Below are 23,262 nucleotides of genomic sequence, written 5' to 3' on the forward strand. Positions count from 1 at the left end.
AATAAAAGTACCCAACTGTGGAAAAAAAGACAGACCCGGCGTGTAATTGTGCCATTACGGCATGACGAGGGATTGGTTGAACAGTGATTAGAGATTAGTTAGCAAGATTTTTAATTAGTTTATAGGATCGCATTCGCTACCAATCTCTAATCACTTCTTTTTACCATGCAACCCAAAATGGCGCGGGTAATAAGCCAGCGTCACCATAAAATATTGTTGCAGCACATTGGCTTGTGTTGTGGTAATGCTATTAGCGGTAATGTAATGCTCTAATGATCTGTTTTGGTGCAATAAGTCTAATGCCGAGAATTTGATCTCGCCCTCCGAGCCTTTCAGGAACCGGTAACCAATGTCGGCGTTCCATATGGTGTAGTAAATATTACTGGTAGCGGCCGAACTTTTGTTATTATTAAAAGCGACACGGGTATCAAAGAATACACTTCGGGGAAATGCAAAACCTAAGCCCGCATTTGTTTGCCAGTTGTAGTTGGTATACCGGCTTAAACCAACCTGGTTGGTTTTTGAACCTTCAAACTTTTCTCCAATATCAGCCTTCCAGATAGATTTATAACTATACAGTATTGATGCTTGCATCTTAAACCAATTTGCGCGGGTAAGGTAATCCTTAGCATTCACGCTGGTAGTATATTCTGAATAACTGTAGTTGGTATTATTATCAAGCTGGAACTGATGGTCTTTAAAATTAAAGGCTTTGTTTAACCAGTTGTAATAGCTGGCTGTTCTGCTGGTACCCATGTTAACCGAGCGGTGTACCGAGCGGCCAAGCGCGTCATACATTACGCTATCGGCTATGTTATCTTTAATGAGGTTGGCAGATAACGAAACACCAAAATTCAATGGATTTTTCCTTTTCTGATCGTAGAAAGAAAAGTTGGCATATACATCATTTTTATAAGCAGGCTTTAAATGCATATTACCTAAGTAAACATTATAAACGTCGGCATTATCTGTCAACGGGGCTATCTGGTTAACCGATGGGTAAATTACAGAACTGTAGTAACCAAAGCTATAGTTTTTCGAATATTCGCCATATTGGTAATTGTACGATGTAAAGTCTATCGCCGGTATGAAATAGCTGTATGACTTGTCGATATTTTGAATGGTTTGCAAAGCATCATTTTTCTGATCAAATATCTGCCCCTGTGCATTTAAGGTAATACGCCATGATTTATTATAACGATTATCTAAATATTTCGAAAAACTTTTAACAAACTGCACAGACGGCTTTTCATCAACAGTGGTATAATGGCTAATGTTGGTCAAGCTGGTGTTGGGCGTGTAAGTTGTAGCGCCCACTGCTAAATCGCCAACATTATCATTTTCATTCTGATGATTCAGGCTGATGGTGTTGTCAATATCAATCTGTACAAATTTGTTCCCCCTATTGTGTCTAAACAGCTCCGTAATATCTTTTAAATTACTCACAAAGGTATGGGTACCGCCATCAAAACTCTTTAAATATTGACGATTATAGTGCTGATCTTGCGTAGGGTCTGAGGCGGTAAAGTCTGTAGTATTAATACTATTGTCGGTACCGCGATTAACATTGAAGGTGTATTTAAATTCGGTCTCTATAGATTTGTATCTGAATTTAACAAAGTCATAATATCTATTGGTGTTAAAGCCGACAGAGCCACTGGCGTTAGTTGAATTCCGATTACTGTTTGATTCTGCAATTTTTTGACTTTGATCTCCGGTCACGTCATTAACAGACTCGTCTTTCTGCGTAGACGACGAAGTATTTTGCGAGTTAGTAATATTATAATCTGCGGTGATATAATTATGCTCTGTTCTTTTTTCATAACTGCCATTTGAGCGCAGGCTAAAATCATTGCTATGGCCGGTATGAGCTGATGTTTGATTTAAATGCGAATCGTCGCTTAGCGAAACCACCGTTGTACTGTTGGTAAGGGTTTTATTATCCAGGTCATTACTGAATACCTCGCCTTTAAGTTGATTAGTTTTATAGTACGATTGCCGCGGATCTGAGTCTTTACTAAAGTCTTGCGAGAACGTGGCTCCGCCACCTCTAAAAACATTCACACCGGTTTTGGTAAAATCACTATGATAATCGTCATTAATGCCCTCGCCTTTAAATGAGTTAAAGCGCATCAGCGTATTTACATCATAAGCAGTTTTATTTACGTCATTAAAAGCACCCACCAGGCTCACCTGGGTTTTAGGCGAAAAATAGGTGAACATACCGTCGCCGGCATAATGCCCGTTGCTGCCATAACCGGCGCCAAATTTACCGAACATGCCGTCCTGCTTATCTTTTTTGGTTACAATGTTCATATCGGTTTTAGGGTTCACGGGGTCTTTATCGTCTTTATTTTGGTAAACCTGTATTTTTTGCACCGAATTTTTCGGCAGGTTATCCAGCGCAATTTTGTTATCGCCCCCAAAAAATTGCTTACCATTAACCAGTAACTGATTAATCTTTTTGCCATTTACGGTAATCACACCATCGGCCCAAACAGTTATGCCGGGTAGTTTGCGCAACAAATCGCCTACTACGGCATCGCTGTCCAGCTTAAAAGCGCTGGCGTTAAACTCCAGGGTATCGCCGCGCATTTGCATGGGGGCCTGCTCGCCTTTTATTACCACCTCTTTTAAAGACATATCTACACGTTCCATGTTTAAAGTCTTTAGGTCGATACTTTTTGTCTTGGGCGATATAATAAACTCCTTCCTGGTAGACTGGTAACCAACGTGTGTTGCCAATACATACAAAGGCGTACCTACCGGTACGTTTTTAAATTGATACCGCCCGAAATTATTGGTTAGCTGATAGCTCACCAACTCATTGTCTTTCTGTTTGTAAATAGCCATAGTGGCGGCGGCCATAACGTAATTATGTACACTATCGCGTACCAGTCCAATAACGGCACCCACATTTATGGTGTCTTTTTGAACGGCTTGAGTTTGAGCCTCGGCTTTGTTAAATAGCAACGTACAAATAAAGCAAGCTACGGCAAGTTTCAGGTATTTATTCACGTGGTGATGAGGGTTTGTGATAAGATTTAGGTGGATTAAGAATATGGTTTAGCGCGTACTGCTACAAGTCGTCTTTAAGTTTAAGCTGCATAATTACCGGGTTATCCCGGCGCGAACCTTTTTTGAAATAAGTTTCAAGCGCCGGTGGATATTTTGATTTCTTGGTTTCATTACCAAATGTCGGTGTGCTTTTTGTTATTGGGTCGCCATATTTTTCCTGGTAACTAAACATAGCCAAAGACGATGCTGATGTATACAAATATCCACCCTGGCAGGCCAGAATACCGCTCTGATCAAAAGAACCGCCGCCGTTCAAGTCGTCATACAGCGGCAAAAAATAAGATTTTTCGTCCTGTAGGATATGCTTGTAAGCAATCAGGGTCCCGGTCTTTAAATTGTATATCAGGTTATCTTCTTTATTGCCCCAACCCCAGGTTTGCGCTCTAAAAATCAGATTGTTATTGATCTGATAAAAATTAGTTATGTTAAAAATCTCTTTAGGGTGTTTGCTTACATATTCTACCTGTTTTTGCTTGTAGATGGGGTTTACCGCAAAATCGGCGGGGATGCTGGAGTAAAACGGGAAAATAAATTTGTAAGTGAGCTGAATAGCATTAGGTGTTATAGTATATATTTTACCGGAATATACTTTAGAATAAAAAAATGCAGTGTCTACACCAAAACTACTAAGCGGGCCAACACCGCCGCCAATATGTTGCATATCCGCTTCTCGTGGGTCAAATGGCAAGCCATGCGCGTATACTTTATTTTTATCATTGTAAAATACAATCAATGATTTTGAATAGGTCTTATAATATTTATCATTCGTGTCAAGTCGGTTTGCGTAGCTATAGGTTAATGCTTTGTCGGCCGAGAAATAGAATGAATTTGATCCGCTTACCTCATCCTTTGCTAAATCCGACTTGAGAAATTTTTCAGTTTTAATGGTTTTAGCATCATAATCTGCATAGATTATGGTTTTATAATTGTCCCTGCTATAAACTATTTGTTTGGCAAACCGGTTAAGCGTGAAACCCCAGATTGGCGTGGTTTCATTACTTTTAATTTTGGCATGAAACTTTCCGTTCTTGTTAAAGATCAGGATAGCGTGGGTATTATAATCAAATATAATAAAGTAGTCATCGGTTATCTCTAGTTTAGAGATGCTGCCAAATATGCATTCATCGGTAGTTTCAAGGGGTATGTAGTTAACCTCTGTAAAAAAGTCGGAAACATTACCTCCCATAGCGTTAGAAGGATCAATGCGCAGTGTTTGCATTTTGCTTGAATCAACAGGAATAACTCTTTGTGCCGACGTAGAAAAAGCAGCACCAAAAAGCAGGCAAGAGCAGGCAATTAGCTTTTTAACTATTGATGTGAGGTTCATTGTGTTGGTTTGGCCTAGATTGGGGTATCTGACATCAATAATAGATAAAAAATTGATAATTAATACCCCTGAGGGCGTTTTTTGCGTGTTAAAAAAAGTTAAATCGTATTTTATGGCTAAAATTATTTAACCGGGATGATGGCATGTAAAGTACCGCGTAACCTTGATTGAGCGTATGGCGCTACCAGCTAGAATTTGGTTTTTTAAGCTTGCACTTGGCTGGGCTAATGCTCATATTTGTGCCGATGTTTCTATCGTAGAAATTCATCCATTCAAAAATCACTCATTTACTCATTAATATATGGCAGACGAAAAAATAATTTTTTCAATGGCCGGGGTCAGTAAGGTATATCCCCCGCAAAAAACTGTATTAAAAAACATTTACCTGTCGTTTTTCTATGGCGCTAAAATTGGCGTTATCGGCTTAAATGGCTCTGGTAAATCATCGCTGTTAAAAATCATTGCAGGCATAGATAAAACCAACATTGGCGAGGTTGTATTTTCGCCGGGCTATACCGTAGGCTATTTAAGCCAGGAGCCCGAACTTGATCCTAACAAAACCGTACTTGAAATTGTGCAGGAGGGCGTTGCCGCAACTACCGCCCTGCTTAAAGAATACGAAGAGATTAACGAAAAATTTGGCCTGGAAGAATATTACAGCGATGCCGATAAAATGGATAAGCTGATGACCCGCCAGGGCGAATTGCAGGACCAGATAGACGCAACAAACGCCTGGGAGTTGGACACCAAACTGGAGCGCGCCATGGATGCCTTGCGTTGCCCGGAGCCTGATGCCAAGATCTCGGTATTATCGGGTGGCGAGCGCCGCCGGGTGGCGCTATGCCGCTTGTTATTGCAGGAGCCTGATGTTCTTTTACTGGATGAGCCTACCAACCACTTAGATGCCGAGTCGATCGACTGGCTGGAGCAACACCTTAAACAATATAAAGGAACCGTAATCGCCGTAACCCACGACCGTTATTTCCTTGACAACGTTGCCGGCTGGATTTTAGAACTTGACCGGGGCGAAGGTTTACCATGGAAAGGCAATTACTCTTCCTGGTTAGATCAAAAATCGAAACGTTTAGCGCAGGAAGACAAAACCGAGGGCAAGCGCCAAAAAGCTTTAGAGCGCGAGCTGGAGTGGGTACGCATGGGGGCTAAAGGCCGCCACACCAAATCGAAAGCGCGTTTATCAAACTATGAAAAATTGGCGTCCGAAGAAACTAAGGAACGCGAAGAAAAGCTGGAGCTGTTTATTCCGCCCGGGCCGCGTTTGGGTAATGTGGTTATCGAGGCTAATGGCGTAAGCAAAAGCTATGGCGATAAGTTATTGTTTGATAATCTGAGTTTCTCCTTACCGCCTGCAGGCATTGTAGGCATCATTGGCCCGAACGGTGCGGGTAAGACTACTTTGTTCCGTCTGATCACTGGTCAGGATCAGCCCGACGCCGGTACTTTCCGCGTAGGCGAAACCGTAGCTTTAGGCTATGTAGACCAGATGCATGATGACCTTGACCCCAACAAATCTGTTTGGGAAAACGTAACCGGCGGACTGGAAACTATTATGGTGGGTAATCGCCCGCTAAACTCGCGTGCTTATGTATCGCGCTTTAACTTTAACGGTGCCGATCAGCAAAAGAAAGTCGGCGTACTGTCGGGCGGCGAGCGTAATCGCGTACACTTGTCTATCACCCTAAAAAAAGGAAGTAACGTACTGCTACTGGATGAGCCTACCAACGATATTGACGTAAATACTTTACGCGCTTTAGAAGAAGCCTTAGAAAACTTTGGCGGCTGCGCGGTGATCATCAGTCACGACCGCTGGTTCCTTGACCGCGTTTGTACGCATATATTGGCGTTTGAAGGTAACTCGCAGGTTTATTTCTTCGAGGGTAACTATAGCGACTACGAAGAGAACCGCAAAAAACGTTTAGGCGATATCGGCCCGAAACGGATTAAGTATAAAAAACTAACTGTATAAGGTTGATCAACTTTAAACGTACCGACCACATTAATGTATGCGTAGCCACCGAAGATTTGGAGGCTGCGCGTGCTTTTTATACCAATGTGCTGGGCCTCAAATCCATCCAACGCCCCGATCATATTTTTGACACACCAGGCTATTGGTTTTTAATTGGCGATATTGAATTACATATCGGCGTTGAAACACCTGTGGGTTTTACTTTCAGGCATACTGCTTTTGAGGTTGATGATCTAGCCACTGTACGCAACCACCTGGAAGCTAGTGGCATAACCATTTGCGAAGAGCCGGTTATTGCAGGACGCGATCGGTTTACTTTTTTAGATCCGTTTGGGAATAGGATGGAGTTGTTGGAGTATAAAACCTAATGTCATCCTGAACTTGTTTCAGGATCTCCAGCGATAGGTCTACGCTTGCTTAGCATGTGGGATGCCGAAACAAGTTCGGCATGACATTGGGGTAAGGCAAATTCCTCGTTTTTTGTACCTTTGCCGCTATGGCCGCAATTAAACCATCTACACCAAAAGGCACGCGCGATTTTTCGCCTGCTGAAATGGTAAAACGCAATTTTATTTTTGATACCATTAAGGCCGTTTTTCGCAAATATGGCTATCAGCAGATAGAGACTCCCTCGATGGAAAACCTGTCGACGCTAATGGGCAAATATGGTGATGAAGGCGATAAACTGATCTTTAAAGTACTAAACAGCGGCGATTATTTGTCAAAAGTTAACCCAGAGAAATTGGTTACTTTAAACTCAAATGCAATCACTCCGGATATCTCCGAAAAAGCATTACGTTATGACCTAACGGTGCCTTTTGCCCGCTACGTGGTGATGCACCAAAATGAAATCACCTTCCCTTTTAAACGCTTCCAGGTGCAGCCGGTGTGGCGTGCTGATAGGCCACAAAAGGGCCGCTACCGCGAGTTCTTTCAGTGCGATGCTGATGTGGTTGGGTCTGATTCTTTATTAAACGAGGCTGAGTTTATTTTGATTTATGATGAAGCCTTGAGCGCTTTGGGCTTGAAAGATTTTACCATCAAGATCAACAACCGCAAGATCTTATCCGGCATTGCCGAAGTAATTGGCAAAGCCGATAGTATTATCGATCTAACTGTCGCCATTGATAAATTAGACAAGATCGGGTTGGATGGCGTAATCAAAGAATTATTAGAAAAAGGATTTACCGAGGCTGACATCGAAAAACTAAAACCGGTTATTTTACTGGAAGGTAGTAATGAAGATAAACTGGCCAGCCTGCGTTCGGCTTTAGAAAAGTCTGAAATTGGCTTGAAAGGTTGCGACGAGATTGAGACCGTTTTCAATTACATCAGTAAATTCAAAATACAACGCGCGACTGTGGAGTTGGATATCACCCTGGCTCGCGGACTAAATTACTATACCGGCGCTATCTTCGAGGTAAAAACTAATGAAGTAGCTATGGGCAGCATAGGCGGCGGTGGTCGTTATGACGACCTGACCGGCATGTTCGGCTTGAAAGGTCTAACAGGTGCCGGCATCTCTTTCGGTGCCGACAGGATCTACGACGTAATGGGAGAGCTAAACCTTTTCCCGGCGGATGCCAATCAAACTACCCGTGTCCTGATCTGCTGCTTTGATAAAGAAGGCGAGATCTACGCCTTACCACTGCTGCAAAAGCTGCGTGCAGAAAGCATCAACGCAGAGCTTTATCCGGCTGGTGCCAAAATCAAAAAGCAGATGGAGTATGCCAATAACAAGAACATTCCTTACACCGTACTTATCGGCAGCGAAGAAATGCAAAGCGGGCTGCTGGCCTTTAAAGACATGGCTTCCGGCGAGCAGGAAAAAATTAGCGCTGCGCAGATTGTTACCAGGTTAAAGGCTGGGGTTTAGCCTAGATCCTTCTCCTCCACGTCATCGTGAGCGAGGTACGAGCGTGACGATCTCTCTAACACCACGTCATTGCGAGGAACGAAGCAATCTCTACACTTGCTAATCAATGTGCAGGGTTTTGCTGGCTAACGCCAAATAAGCTTTGTGCTTTTGACTGTCTGTTATAGAGATTGCTTCGTTCCTCGCAATGACGTATTGGTTATAAACGCGAAAGGCTTTCCATTAGGAAAGCCTTTCGCGTTTATAAATCCTGAATAATCTTAAAATTATTCAATCGTGTCAATGTCTAAATTAGCGGCGGCGGCTTCGTCTAAAAACCAAACGGTTTCACCTGTTATGGAATCTATCAATTGCGAAGGATACATCTCAATATTTTCTTCATCCTCTAAACAATGATGTACGGCTTCGGCTTTACCCTCGCCATAAACCAGGAAGGCAATGTTTTTAGCATCATTGATCATAGGTGCGCTCATAGTAATGCGCCAGATCTGTTTTTCGGGCAGGAAGTTGGCTAATACCGTTGAGGTAACCTCATTCAGCGCTTCGGTATGCGGGAATAACGATGCAGTATGTGCGTCATCGCCAAGACCTAATAATACCAGGTCGAAGCTCATTTCGTCCTCATCAAAAAACTCGGCTATTTGCTCGGCATATTTTTGTGCGGCTTCATTTGGAGTAAGCGAAGTATCTACCGCAAAAATATTAGCAGCATCAATATAAAGCGGGATGAACAGCGCATTCTTAGCCATCAGGTAGTTACTTTCCGGGTCGGTTTGCGGCACATTGCGCTCATCGCCAAAAAAGAAATAAACTTTAGTCCAGTCTATACTATCTGCATACGTGGTGGAAGCCAGCAACTCATACAATTTTTTAGGCGAGCTGCCACCCGATAACGCTACCGAAAATTTACCACGGGCAGTTATTGCATTATTAGCTGTTTCAACAAAGTATTGAGCAATGGCGTCAATTACTTCGTCTGGGGTTTGGAAGATGTTTAGTGTCATGGGTAAACTTTATGAAACTGTCATTGCGAGGAACGAAGCAATCGCAAGGATGCAAATCAATATTACATATTCGCGATTGCTTCGTTCCTCGTAATGACAGGTTAAATGTTGTTTTTACTTCTTCGTATTCTTCAATGGCAACGAGAACCAGGTGAAACCGTCGCGGGCTATTAATGCCTCGGCGCTTTCAGGGCCCCATGAACCTGCAGAATAGTTAGGGAAGTTTAAGCTTTTCTTATTGGTCCACGTGCTTAGTATCGGCATGATCAATTCCCAGGCCGCCTCTATCTGGTCGCCACGCATAAATAACGTTTGGTCGCCCAGCATGGTGTCTAGCAATAGGGTTTCATAAGCCTCTGGTGCCTGGTTAGTGTAGGTACCTTTATAATCAAACACCATATCAACCGTGTTCAAGACCATATCCAGGCCCGGGCGTTTTGCCTGCACCTGTAAACGGATACTCATCTCAGGTTGTATGCTGATGATCAGTCTGTTTTGCGTCCAGCTTTCGGCAGCCTCAGAAGGGAAGATTTTATGCGGTACGTCTTTAAACTGTATGGTAATTACTGATGATGATTGGTGCAGCCTTTTACCGGTACGTACGTAAAAAGGAACCCCTTGCCAGCGCCAGTTGTCTACAAAGAATTTAATAGCCGCAAATGTCTCGGTATTTGAATTCGGATCAACCTTTGGTTCCTCGCGGTAGCCCGGTACTTCTTTGCCTTCCATCCAGCCTTTTGCATACTGGCCGCGTACCGCAGACATACGCACATCTTCCGGAGAGAAACGACGCATAGCATGCAATACGTCAACCTTACGGTTGCGCACTTCATCCGCAGTAAAATTAACCGGGGTTTCCATAGATATTAAGCAAAGTAATTGCAGCAGGTGATTCTGGATCATGTCGCGCATTGCGCCAGAACCATCGTAATAATCACCACGATCTTCAACACCTAACGACTCGGTAACCGAGATCTGTACGTGCTCAATATAATTACGGTTCCAGATTGGCTCAAACAATGAATTGGCAAAACGGAACGCCATGATATTTTGTACCGTTTCTTTACCCAAATAGTGGTCAATATGATAAATCTGTTTCTCAGCGAAAAGACCGGCCAATAATTTGTTCAGCTCTTTAGCTGATTCCAGATCATGACCAAATGGTTTTTCAATAACAATACGGGTGCGCTCTACATCAGTAGTCAATTTAGCTTTAGCCAGGTTTGCTGTGATAATAGGAAAAAATGTAGGTGATACCGCCAGGTAATAAATAACGTTGGCTTTGGTATTCCACTCCGCATTGTGTGCTTCTACGCGTTTACCAAACTCTTTATAGGTCTCCGCGTCTTTAGCGTCTGATACCTGGTAGAAAATATTTTTTTCAAACTCGGCCCATTTCTCTTTGTCGGCTTTGCCACTGCGCGAGAAGTTGTTGATGTCCTCGTTCAGATTTTTTCTGAATTGCTCGTCTGATAATTTGGTACGACCGGTACCAATAATAGAGAATTGTTTGGGCAGATATCCGTCCAAAAACAAATTGTATAACGCCGGCGCCAGTTTGCGCGCGTTCAAGTCACCGGTGCCACCGAAAATAATAAATACGGTAGGCTCTGATTTTATTGTTGCCATTTTTTTATGTGCTAACGTTCAGTTGTTGTGATTAATTTTTAGCTACCCATTGGGTGTGGAAGGTGCCTTCTTTACCAATCAGCTCGTAAGTATGTGCGCCAAAATAGTCGCGTTGTGCCTGGATTAAGTTTGATGGCATGCGCGCACTGCGGAACGCATCGAAATAACTTAATGCCGATGCATAGCATGGTGCAGCAATACCTTTGGCAGTAACTGTTGAAACCACTTTACGTGCGCCTGCAACAGAACCCTGTATTTCTTTTTGTACGCCTGCATCAAGCAACAGGTGCTCTAAGCCTGGGTTAGCCTGGTAAGCTTCGTAGATATTGTTCAGGAACAATGAGCGGATGATACAGCCACCTCTCCAGATCTTAGCGATCTCATCCAGTTTCAAATCGTATTTATACTCGGCAGATGCTCTTAACAGCATGTGCATACCTTGCGAGTAAGTAATGATCAGGTTAAAGTAGAAAGCCTGTTCTAAGGTTTTCAAAAACTCGTCTTTATCTACGTCTAAAGCCAGATCGCCTTCGTCATATAATTTTGATGCCTCAACACGCAGTTCTTTGTATTTCGACAAGTCGCGCATGGCTACTGACGAATCTACCGTAGGGATTGGAGCCTGAAGATCCATAGCCACTTGCGAGGTCCATTTACCGGTACCTTTTGCGCGGGCTTCGTCTTTAATATCGTCTAACAATAAATGATCTGTACCCGGCGCTTTGTATTGAAATACATCACGTGTAACTTCAACCAGGAATGATTTTAAACGGCCTTCGTTCCACTCGGTAAATACTTTACCAATGGCTTCGTTATCCATTTTTAAACCTTTTTTCATGATATCGTAGGTCTCTGCCAATAGTTGCATAATACCATACTCAATACCGTTATGCACCATTTTAACAAAGTGTCCAGAAGCACCAGGGCCAATGTAGGTAACGCAGGGAGCGCCATCAACCTTAGCGGCAATAGACTCCAGGATAGGTTTCATTACGGCGTAAGCTTCTTTGTCGCCACCCGGCATCATGCTTGGGCCACGGCGCGCACCTTCTTCGCCACCGGAAACACCCATGCCAAAGAAGTGAATGCCTTTACCTTCCAGGTAATCAACCCGGCGATTGGTATCGGCAAAGTAAGAGTTACCACCGTCAATGATCAGGTCGCCCTTATCAATTATCGGCAATAACTCTTCAATAACGTCATCAACAATTTTACCTGCAGGCACCAACATCATAATCGCTCTCGGCTTGTTCAGGCTCGATACAAATTCCTTTACATCGCTAAAGCCTTTCAGGTTACCATTTGTGCTCTCTTGCTCTAATAATGCGCCTTTGCTGGCGTCTTTATCAAATCCGGCACCTTTTACACCATGGTCGCCCATGTTTAGCAAAAGGTTGCGGCCCATGGTACCCAGGCCTATCATACCGAAATCATATTTGGTTGGTGTGCTCATATTATTTGTTGTGGTTTTCCTCTTTTAATTGTTGTAATATTTTTTTGGTCGATTCCAGGTCGGTATGCTGATAAGCACGGATACCCAGTTTCTGCGCGGCATTGACAAACATCATACGGTCGTCAAAATAAACGCACTGGTTGGGCTGCGCCTGCGCTATACCCATGGCTAGTTGCCAAATGCTTGGATCGGGTTTGCGTAATTTAACCTCGCATGATGATACAAACGCATCAAAAAACTCATGCAGCTTAAATTTCTTCACCCGGTAATCATTCAGCTCCTTACCCTCGTTATTGATGGAAATAATGCGGAAACCGCAATCTTTTTTCCACTCTTTTAACCACTTTAAAGTGGGTAGCTCGACCGACTGCTGGTAAACAAACTCTTTAAAATCCTCGCGGGTAAAATCGCGCGGATGATTAAAGATAACGGTATCCAGGTATTCGTCAAGCGTTACGCTGCCAATTTCATATACGTTAAATATGAAAGTGTGCAGGGCATTTACTTCGGCATAATCCAGCCCGAATTTCTCGGCGGCCAGTTTACGCGACTCATGCCCCCAGCCATTGCTGAGCAAAATACCGCCAATATCAAAGAAAAGGATCTTAAGATTACTTGCTTCCATGAATGGCCGAGATTATTTGCCTTTGTTTTCTTCGATTGACGCCAATAGTTTTTCAAAAGGTTGATTGAATTTCTCAATACCTTCGTCTTCTAACTGCTGGGTTAATTTATCGATATCGATACCGGCAGCTTTGATACGTTCTAATGCTTCAGTAGCTTTATCTAAGTCTAATTCTAAAGTATTGGCAGCAACACCATGATCGCGGAAAGCTACGATAGTTTCCAAAGGAACGGTATCAACAGTATCCGCACCTATTAAAGCCTCAACATATTTAGTGTCTTTAAATGCCGGATTTTTGCTGCTGGTACTTGCCCATAACAAACGTTGTGGTTTAGCGCCTTTGGCAGCTAATTTTTCCCAACGCTCGCCGCTGAATACACGTTTGTAAATTTCGTATGCTTTTTTGGCAGATGCGATAGCGATCTCGCCTTTCAAGTCTGATAAACCTTTTTCGTCCAAAATCGGATCGATCAACACATCAATACGGCTCAGGAAGAAACTAGCTACTGAAGAGATATGTGCAATTTCATGACCTGCAGCTAAGTGATCTTCCAAACCGGCAATGTAAGCCAAAGCAACTTCTTCGTAACGTGGCAAGCCGAACAATAAAGTAACATTGATATTGATACCTTGAGCGATTGATTTGCGGATAGCATCTAAACCGGGTTGTGTACCAGGGATTTTGATCATTACGTTTTCGCGGTCAACTTGTTTCCAAAGCAATTTTGCTTGTTCGAAAGTTTCTGCACCTTTTAATGCCAAAAATGGAGATACTTCTAAACTTACATAACCATCGCCTTTAGCGCTTTCGTTATATAAGCCTTTAAACAGATCGCAAGCATCCTGAATATCTTTAATAGCTAAACCAAAGAAAATCTCTTCGTTAGTCTTATCGCCCTTTGAAAGTGATTTGATGTCAGCATCATACATGTCGCTGCTGCTGATAGCTTTTTCAAAAATTGCTGGGTTTGAGGTAACACCTCTGATACCGTCATCGTCAATCAAAGCTTTAAGCCTGCCATCGCCAATAAACTTGCGATCAATAAAATCAAGCCAAATGCTCTGACCAAAGCTGTGTATCTGTTTTACTTTATTAGTTTCCATTATACTTTGTTTTTAATATCTATTTATTAATTGTGAGTGGTTGTCTTTCTTTCGTCAATAAGTGTACCATCAATAATCTATAATGTCATGCAACATTCCTATTAAGAATTATTTGACGCTACTAAAACTTCTATATTATAATTTATAAACAGGCCGCTTTCAATCACGCCTGTAATACTTTTAATTTTGCGTTCCATGTCCGTGTCGATCTCATCGAAATGGACATCAAGCAACAAGTTGTTATTTTCGGTAATTACCGGGCCATCTTTGCCACCGGCTAACCGTAATATGATATTGGTCGCACCTAAGGCTTTAAGCTCTTTTTCTACGTGCAATAGCGCCTGTGGAAAAACCTCAACCGGCACCGGAAATTTTGAACCCAGCTTATCTACAAGCTTAGTGTCGTCAACAATAATATAATTTACCGGGCTGCTGCTTATCAGTAATTTCTCTTTAAACAAAGCGCCACCGCGGCCTTTGATCAGGCTTTTGTTGGGGTCAACCTCGTCGGCGCCGTCAAAGCACCAATCGGGCTTATGCTCAAATAAACTGGTCAAAGGGATGCCCAGTTTGTCACAGAATAGCGAAATCTCTATCGAGGTAGGTATTGCTTTAATGTTCAGCTTTTCAGCTTTTATTTTTTCGGCTATAGCAAACAAGGTCAGATAAACGGTACTGCCAGAGCCAACACCAATTACATCACCATCCTTTATTTTACTGACGATCTGATCAGCCACCTTTTGCTTGCCGGCAATATTCGAGATAGCGCCTGCCCAGCTTAGATTTGTGATGATGTCGCTATTCCAGTTCATTTCGTGATAGATGTGAGCAATTAATGTTTTTTTGCAACTTCAGCCTTAACATCTTTATTGTAGGATGCGATCATACTTAAAAGATTACTTTTTTTATCGTACCAAAAATTAAGAAATTTCCATTGTCCGTTCACTTTTGCAAGTTCCACAACTATTGCCAATTGTCCTTTTAATACTTCTGATCTTGGCTTGTTTTCCAAGTCGCCATGAACATCTACAAAAAAGTCACCAGCTGATTGCGTTGTTTTCCCCGCCACGTATTGAAAACCATTGTCCTGAGCTGCTAAAAATGGGTCCATATCAATTCCCATAACATCTTCCGCTCCTTTAGGAGCGGGCTTATTATAATAGTCAAACAGAACGCTATAAAGCTTTGCGTCAAAACAATCTTTTTGTTTCACCAATGCGACTTTTTCCGATGGCACTTGGTTCCTTTTTCCGGGCACATATTGGTTGTAAAGCGGAACATACCAATCATAAAATTTCTGAACAAACGCTTTAGCCTCAGCTTTATCACTAGGTTGAGCCTGCGCCTTCAAACCCGAAAGCGTAACCATACCAAGTATGATCACGCTAAGGATTGGAAAGTATATGTTCTTAATTTTAAGATCCATTGATATAGGTTGTGATAAGAGGTTATTTTAAGATGTGAGACAGAAAAAAGTTCTCCAATCTCACATCTCAATACTCAAATCTATTTCAAAAGCGCTTTCGCTTTTTTAACTACGTTGTCAACCGTAAAGCCGAAGTATTTGTACAATTCTTCTGCCGGTGCCGATTCGCCAAATGTGGTCATACATAAAGTATCACCTTCGTCGGTAACATATTTATGCCAACCCAGCGGAGAAGCCATTTCAACAGCTAAACGTTTTTTAATTGCTTTAGGCAATACTTTCTCTTTGTAAGCTTCGTCTTGTTTTTCAAACAATTCCCAAGATGGCATACTTACCACACGTGCAGCAATACCTTCTTCTTTCAATTTAGCCTGGGCATCCATGATCAAAGCAACTTCAGACCCTGTCGCTATCAAGATAACTTCGGGAGTTTTGTCAGAGTCTGACAAAATGTAAGCGCCTTGCTCTAACTGGCTTGCTTTACCATATTTATCCTGATCAAGGATAGGTAAACCCTGACGGGTAAATATTAATACGGTTGGGCCACCTTTTTTCTCGATAGCTACGCGCCATGCATGTGCAGTTTCGTTTGCATCAGCCGGGCGGATAACGGTGATATTAGGGATAGAGCGTAAAGAAATTAATTGCTCAACCGGTTGGTGAGTTGTACCATCCTCGCCTAAACCAATACTATCGTGCGTATAAACAAAGATCGGGCTTATTTTCATAATCGCCGCCAAACGGATCGGCGGGCGCATGTATTCTGAGAACATCAGGAACGTTGCGCCAAAAGGTTTGATACCCTTTGTTAAAGCCATACCGTTTAAGGCAGAACCCATTGCATGCTCACGAATACCGAAGTGGAAGTTACGTCCATTACGGTTTTCTGAAGTAAATGAATCGTACTCTTTCAGGTTAGTTTCTGTTGATGGAGCCAAATCCGCAGCGCCGCCAATTAAATGTGGGAAGCTGCTTGCAATTGCGTTCAACACTTTACCAGATGCCTGGCGCGTTGCCATTTTAGGGTCAGAACCTTTAAAAGTTGGAATTTTATCTAACCAGCCTTTTGGTAATTCGTCTGCAACTGCAGCTTTATATTCGGCAGCCAGTTCAGGGAATTTCTCTGCGTATTGCGCAAATAGCTCATTCCATTTTTTCTCGTAGTCAATACCTCGTGCACCAATTTCATGGTAGTATTTCTCTACTTTTTCAGGGATATAGAATGATTTATCCTCATCAAAGCCAAAGAATTTTTTAACCAGTTTAATTTCATCAGCACCAAGTGGAGATCCGTGCGAACCTGCAGTACCTGATTTATTAGGGCTACCGTAAGCGATTAATGAACGCACACGGATCAACGATGGTTTTTGAGTTTCAGACTTAGCATTAACTAAAGCTTGATGTAAAGCATGGATATCGTTAGCATCGTCTACAGATTGCACGTGCCAGCCATAAGCTCTAAAACGCTCGTCAACATTCTCGTTGAAGGCTATATCAGTACTACCTTCAATAGAGATCTTGTTGTCATCATATACATAAATGATGTTGCCTAACTCCAGGTGACCCGCTAATGAAGCAGCCTCAGAAGTTACGCCTTCCATCATATCACCATCGCTACAAATAGCGTAGATGTGATAGTTAAATAAATCGAAACCTGGTTTATTATAATAACCGGCTAAGTGTTTTTGTGCAATGGCAAAACCAACACCATTAGCGAAACCCTGGCCCAGAGGACCAGTAGTAACATCAACACCCGGAGCCAAACCGTACTCAGGGTGACCTGCGGTTTTGCTGTGCAGCTGGCGAAAGTTTTTGATATCCTCTAAAGAAAGATCATAACCTAAAAGGTGTAAGAAACTGTATTGTAAAATACAAGCGTGACCTGCAGACAAGATAAATCTGTCGCGGTTAGCCCAGCTAGGGTTCTTTGGGTTAAAGTTGATAAAATCCTTCCAAAGCACGTGGCCTACCGGTGCAAGAGCCATAGCGGTACCCGGGTGGCCCGAGTTAGCTTTTTGTACAGCATCTGCCGACAAAATTCTTACCGTGTCAATTGCTAATTCTTCAATGTTTTTACTATTTGAATCCATTTTCCTCTTTTTTTATGAATGTTTAGATGATATTACTTTTTTATTGTTGATGACGGCATAACCGGAGTAGGTTCAAGCTCTGTAGACCATAGCCTTGCCCCACCTTTTATACCATCTTGATTAGTTACTATTTTTACGTTTTTATCCAGTTTAAAAGTCAGTTCGCGTGCGTTGCCGCCACCTATATACAAATAGTCGTAATTGAATAGTGTTTTTAAAACTTTCAAAACTTTCTCCATTCGTTCGTTCCATTTCTTTTTACCTTCCAGATCAAAGGCTTTATCACCAATATAAGCGTCGTAGCTATTATGGCGGGTAATTGGGCTTTGGCCAATCTCAAGATGTGGCAATAGTTTACCGTCTAATAATACGGCGGTTCCAAACCCGGTGCCTAAGGTAAGCACCAATTCAAGGCCCTTGCCGCTTACAACGCCCAGACCTTGCATGTCTGCGTCGTTTACCACACGTGCGGGGCAGCCTAATTCTTCTTCCAGTTTTTTACCCAGGTTAAAGTTGGCCCAGGCGGCATTATCTAAATTAGGCGCTGTTTTAACAATACTGTCGCGTACGTAACCCGGAAACCCAACAGAAATTTTGTTGTAGTCTTTAAGCCCTTTAACCAGTTTTTTTATAGCCTTAACTATGTTATCAGGGTTAGCGGGTTGTGGGGTCTCCACTTTGCTGTATTCTACTAATAGTGCGCCATCCTTATCCAGGATAGTAGCCTTGATGTGTGATCCGCCTATGTCGATAGAAAGAACTTTTAGCTGTGGAGTTGTATTGCTCATGATAGTTGTGGTGGGCAAAAGTAATATGTATTTTGAAATATATAACAATCTTTTGGTCAATATATAAGGCTATCAAACAGATAATCGGCAGAAATAGTAGAGTAAGCCATGTTTCTGCACTAAAATTGAGCCTTTTATAGTGTTAAACGGACACTAAAAACGTAAACATTTGTTTAAAACATGTTAAATCAGAGAGAAATTTACAAATATCTGCCAATTATAACTGAAATGTTAATAACCAGACAGGTGATCTCGCCGCCCCCAATAATGCAATCTATGACAGAATAGTTTCTTGTATATACCAGTTGCTATTTTCTATGATAAAATTGTTACGTTCTATTACTGTATTTTTTTTAGTTATTCGTATTTAATTTATAATTTCAACTTTTGTATGGTTGTTATTAATAAACACCGAACAAAAACCAAATTGAGCGCCGCAACCCATCTTAAATATTTTTCTTGAACAAAGCCCGGTTGCCTAAGATTTTGAACAACATTTAACAAACAATACATTCCAACATTAAAACTAATAACATGAAAGAAAAGGAAGAAAAGGGAAGCGGTACTTCACGTAGAGATTTCGTGAAACAAAGCTCTCTTGCTGCTGCCGGCTTTACTATTGTGCCTCGCTTTGTGCTGGGTAAAGGCTTCAGGGCACCGAGTGATACCTTGTATTACGCCAGCGTAGGTTTGGGCGGTAAAGGTACCAGCGATAATGATGCATTTGTAGCAAGCGGTAAAGCTAAACCTGCATTTTTATGCGACGTTGACCAGGATTATGCGGCACACGTATTTAATAAATATCCTGACGCTAAGAAATATGTGGATTGGAGAGAAATGTTTGACAAAGAACATAAAAACTTTGACGCAGTGCATTGCGCTACGCCGGATCATACCCACGCTGTAGTTGCTACAGCTGCCATGTCATTAAAAAAACACGTTTATGTACAAAAACCTATGGCTCACGACGTGTACGAAGCACGTATGATGGCTAACATGGGTAAAAAATATAAAGTACAAACCCAAATGGGTAACCAGGGTTCATCATCAGATGGTGTACGCCAGATGATGGAATGGTACGATGCAGGCCTGATTGGCGATGTTACTGAAGTTTGGTGCTGGACAGACCGCCCTGTATGGCCTCAAGGTGCCCATGGTGCTAACACACCGGGCGGCTTGCGTTGGCCAAAAGAAACAAGTACCCCGCCAAGCACCCTTAACTGGGATTTATGGCAAGGCACTGCTAAAGCCAGACCATATCCAATTGGAACAGACCAACCAGGTGGCGTAAAAGTACTGCCATTTAACTGGAGAGGCTGGTGGGATTTTGGTACTGGTGTATTGGGCGATATGGGTGCACACATTCTGCACGGCCCAATGAAAGTATTAGGTCTTAAATATGTTGAGAAAGTATCAACCAGTATTGGTCAGGGCGGATCATTAGAAACCGGCCCGGCTTCCAGCTTTACTACCATGACTTTCCCTAAAACTGACAAAACCAGTGGACCGGTTAAAGTACATTGGTTAGATGGCGGCATGATCCCTCCTCGTCCTGAAGAATTAGATCCGTCTGAGCATTGGGGTGAAGGTGACGGCGGTATGCTGTTTATTGGTACCAAAGGTAAAATGACTGCAGGTTGCTACGCATCGCGCGCTCGTTTATTACCGGTATCAAGAATGGACGATCTGAACGTTCCTGAGAAATTTGCCCGTGTTAAAAACGGCACCGAAGGTCACTACGCTCAGTGGGTTGAGTCTTGCTTGGCAGGTTACGGTAATATGCAAACCAGCTCTCCGTTTGAAGAAGCTGCTTTATTAACCGAAGCTATGTTAATGTGTAATTTAGCTATCAGAGGTGTAAACTTAACCACCAGCAAAGAAGTAACAGGCAGAGATGGCAACAAACACATGCGTAACTCAAACCCTGCGGCTTATATTGATCTGATTTACGATGCAGCTAACCTTAAAATTACTAACGTTGACGAGGTTAACCAATTTGTAAAACGCGATTACAGAGATCCATGGAAATTGAGCGGTATTTAATATAACCGTATAACCATATTAAAAGGAGGCGCCCTAAAGGTTGCCTCCTTTTTTGTTTTATACTAAATTGCGCCATGATACCAAGTACTAAAAAGACACTACTGTCATTGCGAGCGAAGCGCGGCAATCGCGAACTTTGCGTCCTTGCGATTGCTTCGTTGTCCCTCCTCGCAATGACAACAAAATCAAGACTTCAGTGTAGTTTGTTAATTATGTTTTTATTGGTAATGTACTCCGCTGTCTGCGCTCAACCAAACACCGGCACCCCAACCCGCAACGACCACCTGTTTCCATCAGCGCCAATTGCCAAACCATTTATTGACTATGACGCCCGCGGATTTTTGATCAATGGCAAACGCACCTTCATCGTCTCGGCAAGCATGGAATATTCGCGTGTGCCGCGTGCTTTATGGCATGACCGTCTGTTGCGCTTAAAACGCGCGGGCTTTAATGCTATTGAGATGTATACTTTCTGGAACTATCATGAACCCAAAGAGGGGCAGTTCAACTTTACCGGTGACCATGACCTGGACGCTTACTTAAAGCTAATCAAAAGCATGGGCATGTATGCTATTGTCCGCGTAGGACCATACTATTGCGGCGAATGGGATATGGGCGGTTACCCCATTTGGTTAAGATTTAAAAAAGACTTGCGCGTACGCGAGAATAATCCGCAATTTTTGACGGCTGTCGATCATTATTTTGAAAGGCTGATGCCGATCGTATCGCAAAACCAAATTAACCATGGCGGTGCGGTAATCATGGTGCAGTTAGAAAATGAACATCGCGCCGGCTGGGGCACCGTAATGCCCGATAACTACTTTAAACATTTAAGAGCAAAATCTTTATCGTTGGGTTTACAGGTGCCGTACTTTTTCAGCGGATTGCATTCCGGCAATGATCCTGCAAGCGACTATGCCAGCCTGGACGATCCTGATCGGCCCAATCCCTGGTTTAGTGCCGAATATTGGGGCGTGTGGTTCTTAAATTACGGCCCACAGGAGACAGATTCAACCCTGTACGACCGCCGCACCTGGAAGATCATTGCTCATGGTGGTAATGGGTACAATATTTACATGGCGCATGGCGGCTCAAACTTCGATTATAATAACGACCGTGATAATGCGGCCTCTTACGATTACGGCGCGGCCATTGGCCAAACCGGCGATCTGCGTCCTATTTACTATAGCTTTAAACGTGCCAACTGGTTTGCGCGCAGTTTTCAATCTGTTTTAGAGAATAGTTTAGATGAGCAACAAGACAAACCTACGGTGTCTGACACCATTATTAAAGTAACCGCCCGCAAAAGCCCGGCGGGGACAATTGCTTTTTTAGATAACCCGGATTCGGTTGCAGTAAAGTTTGAGGTAAGACCTCCGGCGAGTGTACCGGTAAAAACGTCAATTCAAATAAAACTGGCTGCAGGCGAGATCATGCCCTTGGTGCAGAATTACGTTATCGCCCCAAACATAAAACTGGTTTGGGCGCCTACCCGCATATATAGCGTTATCCCGCAAGGTAAAACTACCACCCTATTGGTTTATGGCGATGTGGGATCAAAGGCGCAACTGTATTTTACAGCTGATAAAGAGGAGGCTCTAACAGCCGATTCTGTAGCGTTTGGAATAGATAATGGCTTGATCGAATTTAATACAGTTATTGGTGCAAAGCCATCATCTTATAGCTTCATAGCAGGAAAACAAACCATAAAAATTATTACTGCAGACAATGATTTGGCTACCCATAGTTGGTTTGACGACGCAAATAGCAACATCATCATAGGACCGGATTACCTGGCAGATGCTACAGCCAGCAGCGTTACAATAGAACGCCCGTGGCAAATTAAAAAAGATTATCACCTGTGGATTTATAAGCCTGACGATCCGATAGTAGAGCTTTATCATTTTATAACAGATCCTCATCCGCAGCAATTAAAATCAGGGGCCTGGCAAGTAATGGATGCGTCATCGCCGGCATCGCCAAATTATAATGACAAAGCTTGGTTGCATACTACAAATCCGCAGCAAATGGGTGCAGATGGCGATGTCACAGCTTATGCATGGTATCGCACCAAAATAAAAGTAAATAGTACTGGACAGTATTTACTGCAATTAAAAAAAGCTCCCGAAGGCGGGGCGATATTTTTGGATGGTAAGCGGGTAGATACTTCGGCTTTTTTCCCGGACACAGTATACTTAACCATAAGCGCGGGAAAAATGCATACACTGGCAATTTTCACTTCGCATATTGGGCGTAATAAACTCATCTTTAAAATAGGTGAGATAGATACGCTGGATAGAAAAGGCATTTGGGGAAAGGTTACCTTGCAAAAAGCAGATGGCAAAACACCGCCTATAATAGTAAATAACTGGCGCATGAAGGGCGGCCCCTGTAACGACGCAAAAGGAGACGGCTGTATTATCGGCTTTGATAATGAAAAACAACAGTGGCCTAAATTACCCGCAACAACAAGCCGCAAACCTCAATTTTACCGGTCGACGTTAAACCTTACCGGGCAAAAATACTCAAATGCTATATGGCGCGTTAATACTACCAGCTTAAGTTCGGGTTCGGTATGGGTTAACGGGCATAACCTGGGGCGATACCCGGAAAAAATAAAAGTAAGCGGAATGTACCTGCCCAATTGCTGGTTAAAACCCGGAAAAAATACGGTAGTAATTTTTGATGAAAATGGCGTTCTCCCTAACAAAGTAGCCATTGAAGCAGAGGAAGCCGCCGGCAGGGATACACAAACGTTACAGTTTTAAACGAAACTGTTACAGTAGTTCTGCGTTATTTTAATAATATTTGTAACCGAATAACAACAATAAAAAC

The 23,262-nt window shown here is 42.7% G+C and carries 16 protein-coding genes; 5 read left to right on the top strand and 11 right to left on the bottom strand.

Going from position 1 to position 23,262, the window contains the following annotated elements:
• Positions 1-150 precede the first annotated feature (150 nt).
• Together HB679_RS14895 and HB679_RS14900 are read right to left on the bottom strand one after the other, a co-directional pair.
• A complete protein-coding gene (locus HB679_RS14895; RefSeq protein ID WP_214072795.1) occupies positions 151-3,018 on the bottom strand; it encodes a TonB-dependent receptor in 2,868 nt (955 codons plus the stop codon).
• A gap of 61 nt (positions 3,019-3,079) precedes the next feature.
• On the bottom strand, positions 3,080-4,405 hold the full coding sequence (locus HB679_RS14900) for a 6-bladed beta-propeller (protein WP_214072796.1): 1,326 nt from the start codon (positions 4,403-4,405) through the stop codon (positions 3,080-3,082).
• 301 nt (positions 4,406-4,706) lie between these two features.
• On the opposite strand from HB679_RS14900, the gene ettA reads away from it, so the two are divergent.
• From ettA to hisS, 3 genes are all read left to right on the top strand, one after another.
• Positions 4,707-6,389: an energy-dependent translational throttle protein EttA gene (gene ettA / locus HB679_RS14905; protein ID WP_214072797.1), complete on the top strand. Its 1,683-nt coding sequence runs from the start codon at positions 4,707-4,709 to the stop codon at positions 6,387-6,389.
• A 2-nt stretch (positions 6,390-6,391) separates the two neighbouring features.
• Entirely contained in the window at positions 6,392-6,757 is a 366-nt protein-coding gene (locus tag HB679_RS14910; RefSeq protein ID WP_214072798.1) for a VOC family protein, read from the top strand.
• A gap of 128 nt (positions 6,758-6,885) precedes the next feature.
• Positions 6,886-8,265, top strand: a complete 1,380-nt coding sequence (hisS, locus tag HB679_RS14915; RefSeq protein WP_214072799.1) for a histidine--tRNA ligase — start codon at positions 6,886-6,888, stop codon at positions 8,263-8,265.
• A gap of 266 nt (positions 8,266-8,531) precedes the next feature.
• Here the strand turns inward: hisS and pgl are convergent, their stop codons facing one another.
• The 9 genes from pgl to HB679_RS14960 form a co-directional block, all read right to left on the bottom strand.
• Complete coding sequence (gene pgl / locus HB679_RS14920) at positions 8,532-9,269, bottom strand: 6-phosphogluconolactonase (RefSeq protein ID WP_214072800.1); 738 nt, start codon at positions 9,267-9,269, stop codon at positions 8,532-8,534.
• 114 nt (positions 9,270-9,383) lie between these two features.
• Positions 9,384-10,898 carry a glucose-6-phosphate dehydrogenase gene (gene zwf / locus HB679_RS14925; protein ID WP_214072801.1) on the bottom strand — a complete coding sequence of 505 codons (1,515 nt, stop codon included), beginning with the start codon at positions 10,896-10,898 and terminating at the stop codon, positions 9,384-9,386.
• Positions 10,899-10,929: 31 nt separating this feature from the next.
• A complete protein-coding gene (gene gndA / locus HB679_RS14930) occupies positions 10,930-12,351 on the bottom strand; it encodes an NADP-dependent phosphogluconate dehydrogenase (protein ID WP_214072802.1) in 1,422 nt (473 codons plus the stop codon).
• A gap of 1 nt (position 12,352) precedes the next feature.
• Positions 12,353-12,976 carry an HAD-IA family hydrolase gene (locus HB679_RS14935; RefSeq protein ID WP_214072803.1) on the bottom strand — a complete coding sequence of 208 codons (624 nt, stop codon included), beginning with the start codon at positions 12,974-12,976 and terminating at the stop codon, positions 12,353-12,355.
• Positions 12,977-12,988: 12 nt separating this feature from the next.
• A complete protein-coding gene (gene tal / locus HB679_RS14940) occupies positions 12,989-14,080 on the bottom strand; it encodes a transaldolase (RefSeq protein WP_214072804.1) in 1,092 nt (363 codons plus the stop codon).
• A 101-nt stretch (positions 14,081-14,181) separates the two neighbouring features.
• The gene (gene rpiA / locus HB679_RS14945; protein ID WP_214072805.1) at positions 14,182-14,892 is read right to left on the bottom strand and encodes a ribose 5-phosphate isomerase A; all 711 of its coding nucleotides are present in this window, start codon (positions 14,890-14,892) and stop codon (positions 14,182-14,184) included.
• Between the two features lie 20 nt (positions 14,893-14,912).
• Entirely contained in the window at positions 14,913-15,506 is a 594-nt protein-coding gene (locus tag HB679_RS14950; RefSeq protein ID WP_214072806.1) for a DUF3828 domain-containing protein, read from the bottom strand.
• An 80-nt stretch (positions 15,507-15,586) separates the two neighbouring features.
• The gene (tkt, locus tag HB679_RS14955; RefSeq protein ID WP_214072807.1) at positions 15,587-17,596 is read right to left on the bottom strand and encodes a transketolase; all 2,010 of its coding nucleotides are present in this window, start codon (positions 17,594-17,596) and stop codon (positions 15,587-15,589) included.
• 32 nt (positions 17,597-17,628) lie between these two features.
• A complete protein-coding gene (locus HB679_RS14960; RefSeq protein ID WP_214072808.1) occupies positions 17,629-18,384 on the bottom strand; it encodes an ROK family protein in 756 nt (251 codons plus the stop codon).
• Positions 18,385-18,918: 534 nt separating this feature from the next.
• Here HB679_RS14960 and HB679_RS14965 point away from each other — a divergent pair.
• Together HB679_RS14965 and HB679_RS14970 are read left to right on the top strand one after the other, a co-directional pair.
• A complete protein-coding gene (locus HB679_RS14965; RefSeq protein WP_214072809.1) occupies positions 18,919-20,427 on the top strand; it encodes a Gfo/Idh/MocA family oxidoreductase in 1,509 nt (502 codons plus the stop codon).
• A gap of 212 nt (positions 20,428-20,639) precedes the next feature.
• Complete coding sequence (locus HB679_RS14970; RefSeq protein WP_214072810.1) at positions 20,640-23,195, top strand: beta-galactosidase; 2,556 nt, start codon at positions 20,640-20,642, stop codon at positions 23,193-23,195.
• Positions 23,196-23,262: the final 67 nt, after the last annotated feature.

The sequence above is a fragment of the Mucilaginibacter sp. dw_454 genome (assembly GCF_018449775.1).
Taxonomy (GTDB): domain Bacteria; phylum Bacteroidota; class Bacteroidia; order Sphingobacteriales; family Sphingobacteriaceae; genus Mucilaginibacter.